This window comes from Luteibacter pinisoli (assembly GCF_006385595.1).
GTDB lineage: Bacteria > Pseudomonadota > Gammaproteobacteria > Xanthomonadales > Rhodanobacteraceae > Luteibacter > Luteibacter pinisoli.
Genome location: NZ_CP041046.1, coordinates 1,679,178 through 1,691,007, shown reverse-complemented (window position 1 = coordinate 1,691,007; position 11,830 = coordinate 1,679,178). Strand labels below are relative to the sequence as shown.

Here is an 11,830-nt window from a genome sequence, read left to right as displayed (position 1 = left end):
ACCGACAAGATCGTGCCAGGAAGGCCGTGCTTTGCCCGTTATTTAAATCGATTGAAATCTCACTGTCACAGACCAAGCCCTTCCGGAGCACTTCGATGATTCCCCTTCCCGCCCTCCGACGTACCCTGCTTTGCGCCGCGGTCGCCGCGACGTTCAGCGGCCTGGCTTACGGCCAGGCCACCACCGGCCGCATCGCCGGCTCGGCGCCGGCCACCGCCGGCGAAACCGTGTTGATCGAAGGCAGCAACGGCATCACCCGCGAAGTCGCGGTGGATGACCGCGGCCACTACAGCGCCGATTCCCTGCCGCTGGCCACCTACAAGGTCAGCCTCAAGGCCAACGGCAACGTCGTCGACACGCGCGACAACATCACGCTGCGCGTCGGCGCCGCGACCGACGTCTCCTTCGCGGCCGCCGCGGCGGGTGAAGCGCAGAACCTCGGCGAAGTGACCGTCTCCGCCAACCAGCTGCCGAAGATCGACGTCGCCACGGTGGCCTCGAGCACGGTGATCACGGCCGCCGACATGGCGCGCCTGCCGCTGGTGCGTTCGGCCGAAGGCGTGGCGCTGCTCGCCCCGGGCGCGTCGCCGGGCTACACCGGCTTCAAGAACGCCTTTGGCGGCAGCCTGGTGAGCTTCGCCGGCAGCGCGGTTTCCGAGAACGCGTACTACATCAACGGCATGAACACGACGGATCCGCTCAGCGGCTTCGGCGGTGTCACCCTGCCCTATGGCGCTGTGGACCAGCAGGAAATCCTGAGCGGTGGCTATTCGGCCATGTACGGCCGCTCCGACGGCGGCGTGATCAGCCAGGTGGGCAAGCGCGGCACCAATGAGTGGCACTTCGGTGCACAGGTGCTGTGGGAGCCAGATTTCGCGCGCGCCAGCGCCCGCAACATCACCTACGGCCACGACAACCCGGCGCCCCCGGGCACGATCAACCAGCGCAACGACCGTAACCACGAGTGGACCTCGACGATCAGCGCTTACGCCGGTGGCCCGCTGATCAAGGACAAGCTGTACGCGTTCGCCGCCGTGGAAATGGAGCGCAGCGAAGGCAACAGCGTTGGCGACGTGAACCACGCCTACGACACCAAGTACACGTACAAAGACCCGAAGTGGTACGGCAAGCTCGACTGGAACATCACCGACAACAACATCCTCGAGGTGACCGGCGTCAACCAGACGCACCGTTCCAACGGCAATAAATACGCCTACGACTACGACACCAACACCGTTGGCGACTATGTCAGCCAGGACACCACGTACAAGACCAAGGCCATGGTCTACGTGGCGAAGTTCACCAGCTACATCACCGACGACCTGACGCTGACCGCGCTGTACGGCAAGTCCAAGCTGACCTACTACAACGAAGCGCCGGATACCGGCATCGTCGGCCCGTTCATCGGTAACGTCAGCGGCCAGAACCCGGCACTGAACGGCGGCACGCCGATCAGCAACGGCCAGACGCTGGATACCGTGGACAACCCGGACCACACCTCGACCAACCGCAACCTGCGCCTCGACCTGAACTACAAGATCGGCACCCATTCGATCACCGCGGGTATCGACAACCAGGACTCGCACGACATCGACGATGGCACGACCATCGGCGGCGTGGGCTACGAGCTGTGGTACGGCAAGCAGGATCCGAACCTCAACATCAGCGACAGCCCGTTCGTCGACAAGCCGGCCAACTACCCGGGTGGCCAGACCGGCTATTACGGCTACTACCGCCACTACAACACGCTGGCCTCGGTGCGCGTGAAGCAGCGCGCGCAGTACATCATGGACGACTGGCAGGTGACCGACCGCCTGATGCTCTCGCTCGGCATCCGCAACGACCAGTTCACCAACTACAACCCGGCCGGCCAGCCCTACCTGAAGCTCACCACCCCGCAGTGGGCGCCGCGCCTGGGCTTCAGCTGGGACGTGAACGGCGATTCGACGATGAAGGTGTACGGCAACGCCGGCCGCTACTTCCTCGCCATGCCGGCCTCGGTGGCCCTGCGTACCTCGGCCGGTTCGCTCGCGACGAACCAGTACTTCACCTACACCGGCATCGATGGCAGCGGCCTGCCGACCGGCGTGACCTTCATCAACTCGGCCACCGGTGGCGCCGTGTCTCCCAACGGCGAATACGGCCAGCCGCCCGACCCGAAGACGGTCAGCTCGAAGAACATCAAGTCGGAGTACCAGGACGAGTACATCCTCGGCCTGGACAAGCAGATCAACGCCGACTGGGTGGCCGGTGCGAAGGCCACCGCGCGCAAACTGCGCAACGCGCTGGACGACGTCTGCGATAACGGTGCGATCACCCGTGCCGCCATCGCCCAGGGTGCCGACATCGATGCCGTGACGGTGGGTAGCTGCTACCTGTCGAACCCGGGCCGGGCCAACGTGTACCAGCTGGCCAACGCGAACGGCGGCTACACCAACGTCACGGTGACCAATGCCGACTTCGGCTTCCCGCACCTCAAGCGCAACTACTACGGGCTGGACCTGTACCTGTCGCATCCGTTCGATGGCAAGTGGTCGGGCAAGATCGATTACCTGATCTCGCACAGCTACGGCAACACCGAAGGCCAGGTGCGTTCGGACGTGGGCCAGGGCTCGGTGGCGGCATCGCGTGACTGGGATTACGCCACGCTGATGAACTACGCCAACGGTGACCTCGGCAACGACCGTCGTCACCAGCTGAAGCTGTACGGCTCCTACCAGATCGCCCCGGAATGGCTGGTCTCGGCCAATATCCTGATCCAGTCGGGCCTGCCGAAGTCCTGCCTGGGCCGCTATGGCGCGGACGAGGGTGACCCGTCGGGTTACGGCAGCTACTACCACTTCTGCTTCGGCGTGCCTTCCGCCTACGGCGCCAAGGGCCGCGAGCCGTGGGAAGAGCTGGTGGACGTGAGCACCGAATACCGCCCGCTGTGGGCCGACAAGAAGCTGGCCTTCTCCGTCTCGGTGTTCAACATCCTCAACCAGCAGCGTTCGCAGCGGACCAACCCGGTCTCGGGCAGCACGAACTCGGTGAACGATGGTTACCAGCAGGTGATCAGCTACACCCAGCCGCGCTACGCTCGTTTCGGCGTCACCTACGACTTCTGACGGAACGTCCATGCATCCACTCCTGCGACTGGGTATCGTCGCGCTTGCCGCCGGGGTCCTCGCGACCCCGGCGGTCGGCGGCGAAACGACCTACAAAGAGCTGCCCACCGAGATCCCGGCCGACTTCAAGCCGGTCAACGCGGGCTTTGATTACGAGCGGCGCACCGTCGACATCCCGATGCGCGATGGCGTGACGCTGCACACCGTGATCCTCGTGCCCAAAGGCGCCACGCACGCCGGCATCCTGCTCACCCGCACGCCGTATGGTGCGGATGGCATGGGCCATCGTGGCGACAGCCCGCACCTCGGGCCGACGCTGCGCGGCTATGACAACCCGGCCGACATCATCGTCCAGGATGGCTATATCCGCGTGATCCAGGACATCCGCGGCAAGAACGGTTCCGAAGGCGACTTCGTGATGAACCGCCCGCCGGTCGGCCATGGCAACCCCACGGCCATCGATGAATCCACCGACATCTACGACAGCATCGACTGGCTCGTGAAGCACGTGCCCGAATCGAACGGCAAGGTCGGCATCATCGGCATTTCCTACGATGGCTTCGAGGCGATGATCGCCACGATCCATCCGCATCCCGCCCTTAAAGTGGCCGTGCCGATCAATCCCATGATCGACGGCTGGATGGGCGACGACTGGTTCCACCGCGGCGCCTTTCGCCAGCAGATGATTCCCTACATCTACGGCATGGTGAACTCGCGCAAGAGCAACATCGGCTGGACCACCGGCTACCGCGACGACTACGACCTTTACCTGCGTGGCGGCTCGGCCGGCGACATCGGCCGCGCGTACGGCATGGAGGCGCTGGGCTTCTGGCAGAAGGTGCTCGCCCATCCGGCGTACGACAGCTTCTGGTCGGAGCAGGCGCTGGACAAGATCGCCGCGAAGGAGCCGATGACGGTGCCCACCATGCTGGTGCACAGCCTGTGGGACCAGGAAGATAACTACGGCGACATGGCCGTGTACCGCGCGCTCGCCCCACGCGATCCCTCGCATCAAAAGCTCTGGCTGGTGCTGGGCCCGTGGCGCCATGCGAAGACGTGGGAAAACGCGAGCACCATTGGCGCGATCGAGCTTGGCAGCGACACCGGCAAGACGTTCCGCCAGACCATGCTGCGTCCCTTCCTGGCGCAGTACCTGAAGGATGGCGCGCCGAAGGCGAATGTCGCGCCGGTCAATGCCTTCGTCACCGGCGAGAACGCCTGGCGCCAGCTGGACACGTGGCCCTCGTCGTGCCGCACGGGATGCAAGCCCTCGGCACAGCGCTGGTACGCGGAGCCGAACGGCGCCCTCGCGACGACCGTGCCGTCCAGCGGCGATGACGAGTACGTATCGGACCCGGCCAAGCCGGTGCCGTATCGCGTGCGCCCGATCCAGTCGTGGTCGCACGGCGTGGCTGACCGCGAGGATTCCTGGCCGGAATGGCTCGTCGATGACCAGCGGCAGTTCGCCACGCGCACCGATGTGCTGACCTACGTCTCGCCGGTGCTGGACAAGCCCATGGGCGTGTCCGGCGAGCCGCTGGTGCACCTGCTGGCCTCCACCACCGGAACCGACAGCGACTGGGTGGTGAAGCTGATCGACGTGTACCCGGACGAAGTGGAAGAAAAACCGTCGATGGGCGGCTACCAGCTGCCGGTGGCGATGGAGATTTTCCGCGGCCGCTACCGCGAAGGCTACGACAAGCCGAAGGCGCTGGAAGCTGGCAAAGCGCTGCCCTACAGCTTCCCGCTGCCGACGGTAAACCACGTGTTCCAGCCGGGACACCGGGTGATGGTGCAGATCCAGTCGAGCTGGTTCCCGCTGTACGACCGGAACCCGCAAACCTTCGTGCCGAACATCTTTAACGCGAAGCCGGCGGATTACATCAAGGCCACGCAGAAGGTGGTTCGGGATGGGGAGAACGGGACGTACGTCGAGTTGCCTGTCGCGCGTTGAGGCGAAAGATGTCGCCCACAGGGTGGGCTCCTACGATCACGCTCCGTAGGAGCCCACCCTGTGGGCGACGCCTTTCGCGACAAGATCAAAAATCCCACCTCACCCCCAAATTCGCCGACCACCCCCGCACCCCCGCCACCCCAACGTTATCCTGCCAGTCACCCTCCCCGTACACCGAGATCCGGTTCCGCCACGCCCAGGTGCCGCCGAGCCCCAGCTCCACCATCTGCCCGAACTTCCCGCCTGCGAACGGCTGTGACATGTCGAACCCCTCCGCGCCGATATCCACTTTCGACACCCCGCCCCAGCCCTTGATGTAGTTCGCCCTGGCATAGGGCGTGAAGCGGCTGCCCGCATCCGTCGTCCAGGTCCGGTCGAAGCGCAGGCCCGCACGGCCCACCGTCTGTTCGAACGCCTGGTAGCGCGTGGTCACGCTGTCGGTGTCGACCTGGTCACGCAGGCCGATGTGCTGGCGCACCAGCTGCAGTTGTGGCTCTAGTTCCCAGCCACTGTCGAAACGCCACGGGTAGCCGGCTTCCACGGAACCTTCCCAGCCGCTGCCGTGCACCCGCGCCGCACCCTTGATGCGTGCCGTATCGATGTCGCCCACGTGGCGGTCTCCGGAAGCGATCGCGTCGATGTAAAAGCCGCTCGCGTGCTGCCAGGTGACGAACATCGCGATGGTGTTGGTGTAGAGCTTGGCGTGGCTGTAGCCATCCGCCGCCTTCGGGTCGAGCTGCGTGGTGCCGTGCGTGTACGCCACGCCCGCGCGCAACGTGGAGCGGTCGGCGTCCAGCGCGAACACGTTGGTGCCGACCTGGACGGCCCGCATGTCGAGGTCGTAGTCGTAGCCGTAATCACGGAACGAGCGGTTGGTCGAGTAATGGTAATCGCCACCGAAGTAGCGGACGAACGTTTCGCCGCCGAGGCCTTCGCCCAGGTCATCCATGTTTCGCACTTCACCGAGCCGGCGATGCAGGTTATCGATGGCGCGATAGCCGAAGAAGGCGAGCGCCGACGGCGAAACGATGGCCGCCGGTACCTGTGGGACCACCGCGGGCCGCGCATCGGCCACGGCCAGCGGCCCGGTGGCGGGTGGCGGCGCGATGTACGCCTGCCCCGGTGGCGGCGTGGGCGCGGGTGAATCGGTCGTCGGCGCCGGACAGGGGCCGTTACAGGCCAGCACGTTGGCCAACCGGTAATCCCAGAACGTATCGCCGCTGGTCGCACCCCCGACGACGCGCTGGCCCGCGCTGCTCGACCCCGGCTGGAACGCATAGAGGCCATACTGGTAAGCGCCAAACGCCAGGTAGCCGCCATTGACGCGGAACGCCCCACCCGTAGCGTTGCCGGCCACCTGGACGACGGAGATGCCTTCGTCCGGGCCCACGTAACCGTCGCGATTGAGATCAGTCAGGGCGCCGGTGCTCATGGACGAGGGCGTGATCGACAGGATCGTTTCACCACTCGCATCACCCTGCACCAGCAGGCGGTCGGTGCTTTGGGCACCCAGTGGGCCTCCCGCGTCCAGCGTGGTCACCAGCTTTACCGTTCCCGCATTGCCGGTGTAGTTGCCATCGATGGTCAACGTGTTGCCGGGCGAGCCTGCGCCGTTGGTCAGGTCGATGATGCCCGTGTTGGTGACATTCGCGGCACCCGGAGTCGCAGCGGAAATCACCGGGTGGACGTTGTCGCCGGCCAGCAAGGTGGAGGTGCCGTCGATCGTGACGTCGCTGCCGGCGAGCACCAGGTTCGCGGTCAGGGTGAACGCCGAGGCCTGCGTGAGGTTGAACGTGTTCCAGCCATGCAGGTTGATGCCACGGGCGAGGTCATCCGCATCGAAGGTGCCACCGCGTGCCACCGTTCCTGCGAAATTCAGCGTGTTTCCGCCACCCGTGCCAGCCGCGAGGTGATACGTCGACGACGTATCCACCGCACCCAGCGTGGCGGTATTGCCCGCGCTGCCCATGGTCAGGCCGCCCTCGAGTGCGCCGCCCATCCAGTCGAACGTGTCACCGCCCTCACCCGTCGCAACCTCACCACGCACGCTACCGGCGGACAAGGTGATGGCGTCGCTGCCCGCGCTACCCCGAAGGGCCGTGGCACCGACCGATGCGGCAAGGATGCCGCCCGTGTTCGTGAACGACGTACCCGTGCCGTTGGCCAGGTCGACCACTGGCGACACCGTGCTCGCGGACGACAGGGCACCGCTGTTGGCGACCGAGGACGCCGTGCCCGCGAGCAGCGCGGGGCCGCTCGCGGGGTCGAGCATGCTGACGCTGGCGGCGGTGCTCACGGCACCGCTCGTGAGGGCCTGGATGCCCACGCTGCCGGCGGCGTTGCCATGGATGGTGAAGCCCTCGCCCAGTGACAGGTCACCTGTTGTCGCCGAACCATCCGCCTGGCGGAAGGCGTAGCCGACGCCCGGCCCATCCACCTCGAAGGTCGCGGTGGACGCCGGGTCAATCGCCGTGGCGGTCCGTAGCCCGGCACCACTGCCCGAATGCAGCGTGGCGGCGGTGAGTGTGATGGCACCCGTCTCCGCCGCATTCTCGATCGCGTTACCCGTCCCCAGCGTCGTGATCGTGGTGCCGTTGGCCACCAGCGATACCGCGCCCGTATCCAGCAGCACGCCATGCGCGGAACCCCGCGTGGTGATCGCCGAATCCCCGCTACCGAGCACCAGCCCCGTACCTGTCGTGAGTTGCACTCCCGCGTGGCCGTCGTTGACGGTAATCGTCCCCGCGGGATTCAGCCGCTGCGTCCCGGTGCCCTCGATGCGCACGCCGGTCCCGCTGGCCACGGTGATGCTGCCGTTATTGGCCAGGGTCCCGCCTGAACGCAGGATCGCGCCCGTGGCTTCCGGGCCGCCCAGGTTCACCGTGCCGCTGTTGGTGGCGACGGCATTGGTTTCCACGACCAGGCCGGTGGTGTTCGCGCCGCTGAAATTCAGTGCGCCCGCGTTAGTGAGCGTCGCCCGATTACGCGCGATCAGGCCGGTCACACCATCCGACGACGAGTTCAGCGTCGCCAGGCTGTTCACCGATGTCGCGGTGGAGAGCGCACCCGTGGCAGCGCCGGTCAGGTCGTGCTTCTGGCCGTCCGCCACGCCGGCGATAGCGCCCGCGCCCGTCAGCGACATGGTCGTCGCCGCGTCGATGGTCGCCTTCGAACCCCCTTCGGCCACGACACCCTGCGCGCCGGTACCGGTCACATTGATCACCGCGTTACGCGTATTGAGGACGGACCCACTGCCGGAACCGAGCACGCCGGTCGCCTGCGCGCCGGATACCGACACCGTCAGCCCGGTGCCGTCAAAGTCCGCGCCGCTGTCCAGGCGGAACAGCGTCGATTGCGGTGTCGATACATCGAGCACCGCGCCCGCGCCGACGTTGATCTTTGCGTTATCGCCGAAGGCGAACAGGCCGATTTGCTTGCTTCCGGACTGGAAGCTGGGCGCTGCGCCGGCGGCGACGTTCACCGTTGCGCGGCCACGGGCGTGGATGCCGATGGCGCCGTCGCCCTCCAGGTTCACTGCACCCCTGATGTCGCCCGTCGCCGTCGCGGATCCCTGGCCCTCGATCCACGCGCCGTAATTGCGCGTCCCACTCGCGGGATCCGCCCCACCGGCCACGTTGATCGTGCCGGTGGAATGCACCAGCGAGGCCGTGCCGGCCGTGGAAACCGCTTTCAGGGCGGTGCCATTGACGCCGGTGACGTTGATCGTGCCCGTGTTCGAAATGCCGGGCCCGGTCGCGCCGGCATTGACCACCGACAGGCCAATGTTCTCGCGCGGGATCGCGGCGGCGCGGCCGCTGACGTTGATGGTGCCGGCATTGGTCACGTTCGCGGCGGCCGCGGTGACAAGGATGCCAGCCGCATTCTGCGTGCCCGTGCCGATCGTTATCGTACCGAGGTTGTTCACCGTGGCCGCGGTGGGCACGTTGATCCCCGTCGTGATCGTGGCCTGGTTGATCGCCACGTCGGCGGGCACCGCGCCCGGCGTGTACTGCGGGCCGCGACCGATGTAGATCATGCCGCTGGCGCCATTGGTGAACGATCCGGTGGCGTCGTTGAGATAGATACCATCGACCGACCCGTTGGACCGCGAGCCGGTGACACCGACATTGACGAAGCCGTCGTTGGTCGCCGTCGCATTCGCGCCCACGCGGATGCCCGTGGACTTACCCGCGCCATTGGTGGTGCCCAGGGCGAGATTGATGATGCCGCCCGCCGCGTTGTTGAACGTACTGCCCGATTGCACGTCAACGATGTTCGCGCCAGACGCCCCACTGGAGATGCCGCCATCGGCATTGGGGAAGAAGTTGCCATTGATGATGCCGGCGTTGGTACCCCGGCTGGCTTGCGTGAGCACCAGCGCCGATCCGTCGCCACTGCTGTGCTGCACCCCTAGCGAGCCGTTGTTGACGAAGGTGGCGCCGCCGTCGGCACGCACCGCGCCGCCGTTGGCGTTGACCACTTCCAGTACGGCACCCGGGTTGATCGTGCCGTGCGCATTCGCCCCGACCAGGCGCATCACGATGCGGTCGCCAATGGGCTGGGCCACGTCGTCGGGCGGGTTGTTCGCGCTGATGCCGTAGACGATCTGCTGCGTCGTGTACGTGTAGCCCAGCGCGAACAGGGTGACGTACTGGGCCGGATCGAGTTTCCCCGCCTGGATCTGTGCGATCAGGAAGGCGTTGTAGTCGCGCAGCTGCGCGTCGTTGGTCACCGTGTGCGAGGTGGTGCCGTCCGCCGTCGTGACATTGAACGTGCCGCCAAAGGCCGACACATAGGTGACGCCGTAGCTGCGTGGCTGGTTGGGATCGGCCACTTCGCCATTGAAGGTGATGCGGTTCTGCCCGGCCCACGCAAGGTTGCTCGCCGCGCCGCCCGTGCCGTCCGCGTAGAACAGGTTGGTCTGCTTGGCGGCCATCGACCACATGTTGGTCGCGGCCTGGCTGTTGGCACCGGTGCCGATGGCCACCGTGAGCGTCCCGCCGCCGGCACCGACCTGGCCCACGCGTGCATCGATGTACTGGTTATCGCCCACGTTCACCAGGTTGGGGACGGTCGTGGCATAGGTGACCGGCGGGAGGGCGTAGAGGTTGTTGGTGTTGTAGACCGAGACGACCCGGTTGCTGCCGGTGATCGGGTCTTTTACCGTGATGCCGAAATTCTGGCTCCCGGGATTCAGCCGCGGCACGCCGATCCAGTTCTCGCCCGAGGTGATCCGGTTCTGGTCTTTCAGCGCCTGCAGCGTGGTGTCTTCGGTACCGGTCTGGCCGGCCTGGAACTGCTGCGGCCCGTTGATGGTGACATTGCCGCCGGCTGCCACGTCGATCCGGCCGACTTCCTGATCGTTGTCGACGGGGTCGTAAGGGGCGACCGGCACCGTTTGCGCGCGGCCTGTCGCGGGTGCGCCGAGCAACGCGACGGCAATGGCAAAGGCGAGCACGGCGCCGTTCGCACCACCCGGCAGCGGGCGGCGGTGGAGCGCATCACAGGTTGTCATGGTTGCTTACCCCGTTTGCGCCGCCGTCCGGAGCAGCGTGGCGCACGGGTCACCAGGAGATTCCCGGGTACTGCAAAGGCCCCCTTCCCCCGCTCCCACCCCCAGGCCATCCCGGCCGACCGTGCAGAGCGGCGGACCGCACGTTACCGTTGCGATTCGCCTCCGGGGTTGTCTATAGGTGCCTTTCGATGAAGAAAACGTGCATAGGTCGCCCGCTGGGGCGCCGAAACGGGTGCTGGTGCATCGGCCTGACTCCCCTATACTCCCCGCGATGAAACCCAGCGTCCTGTTGCAGTACATCCTCCCGCACCGCTTCCTCTCCCGGATCGTCTACCAGGCGACACGCTGGGAATGGACAGCATGGAAGAATTTCCTCATTTCCACGATCGTGCGGAACTACAACGTGGACATGGCGCAGGCGGCCCAGCCCGACCCGCTGGCCTATCCGCACTTCAATGCGTTCTTCACCCGCAAGCTGAAACCGGGTGCGCGCGTTGCCGACCCGGACCCGCAGGCGATCCTGTCGCCGGCCGATGGCCGGATCAGCCAGCTGGGGCGTATCCGCGACGGGCGCATCTTCCAGGCCAAGGGCCAGGAATACACCGCGGCCGAACTGCTGGGCGACGAGGCCGCCGCGCTGCCGTTCCGCAACGGCAGCTTTGCGACGATCTACCTGTCACCGCGTGACTACCACCGCGTGCACATGCCGCTGGAAGGCACGCTCACCGGCACCACGCACGTCCCCGGCCGCATCTTCAGCGTGGCCCCGTTCGCGGTGGAAGCCATCCCGCGTCTGTTCGCACGCAACGAACGCCTCGTCTGCCATTTCGATGGCGAGCACGGCCCGTTCGTCTCGGTGATGGTCGGCGCCATCCTGGTCTCCAGCGTGGCCACCGTGTGGGACGGCCTGGCCATCCCGCCGTACGCCTCGGACATCATCCGGACGGACTGCAGCGGCCGCGGGATCAAGCTGGAACGTTTTGCCGAAATGGCCCGCTTCAACATGGGCTCGACGGTGATCCTGCTGCTGCCGGAGGGCTACGAGTTCGATAATCTCCAGCCGCAACAACAAGTTACGGTTGGGCAGAAAATCGGCCAATGGCGTGGCCCCGCGAGAAACTGATTGACCCTATGCGTCACAATGTGACGAAAACGTCTTACATTTGACGCAACGGCGGGGTATGCTCACACCCCTCGGACACCATGGGGCAGTAGGGGGTGGAGGTCCGGACACGCAGCGCCGTATAGGGGAAG

Annotated in this window: 4 protein-coding genes; 3 read left to right on the top strand and 1 reads right to left on the bottom strand. The window is 66.1% G+C overall.

Going from position 1 to position 11,830, the window contains the following annotated elements; genetic code table 11:
* Positions 1-95 precede the first annotated feature (95 nt).
* Both FIV34_RS07760 and FIV34_RS07755 read left to right on the top strand, forming a co-directional pair.
* Positions 96-3,107, top strand: a complete 3,012-nt coding sequence (locus FIV34_RS07760) for a TonB-dependent receptor (protein WP_139981278.1) — start codon at positions 96-98, stop codon at positions 3,105-3,107.
* A gap of 10 nt (positions 3,108-3,117) precedes the next feature.
* Entirely contained in the window at positions 3,118-5,061 is a 1,944-nt protein-coding gene (locus tag FIV34_RS07755; protein WP_139981276.1) for a CocE/NonD family hydrolase, read from the top strand.
* Between the two features lie 85 nt (positions 5,062-5,146).
* On the opposite strand, the gene FIV34_RS07750 is transcribed toward FIV34_RS07755, so the two are convergent.
* Positions 5,147-10,576, bottom strand: a complete 5,430-nt coding sequence (locus FIV34_RS07750; protein ID WP_139981274.1) for an autotransporter outer membrane beta-barrel domain-containing protein — start codon at positions 10,574-10,576, stop codon at positions 5,147-5,149.
* A 271-nt stretch (positions 10,577-10,847) separates the two neighbouring features.
* Between FIV34_RS07750 and asd the strand changes: the two genes are divergently transcribed.
* Positions 10,848-11,699, top strand: a complete 852-nt coding sequence (gene asd / locus FIV34_RS07745) for an archaetidylserine decarboxylase (protein WP_139981272.1) — start codon at positions 10,848-10,850, stop codon at positions 11,697-11,699.
* The last annotated feature ends 131 nt before the right edge of the window (positions 11,700-11,830 follow it).

What these genes read in the sequence shown, in the direction of transcription:
- FIV34_RS07760 (WP_139981278.1), top strand. Translation starts at nt 96, where the DNA reads ATGATTCCCCTTCCCGCCCTCCGACGTACCCTGCTTTGCGCCGCGGTC.
- FIV34_RS07755 (WP_139981276.1), top strand. Translation starts at nt 3,118, where the DNA reads ATGCATCCACTCCTGCGACTGGGTATCGTCGCGCTTGCCGCCGGGGTC.
- FIV34_RS07750 (WP_139981274.1), bottom strand. Translation starts at nt 10,576, where the DNA reads ATGACAACCTGTGATGCGCTCCACCGCCGCCCGCTGCCGGGTGGTGCG.
- asd (WP_139981272.1), top strand. Translation starts at nt 10,848, where the DNA reads ATGAAACCCAGCGTCCTGTTGCAGTACATCCTCCCGCACCGCTTCCTC.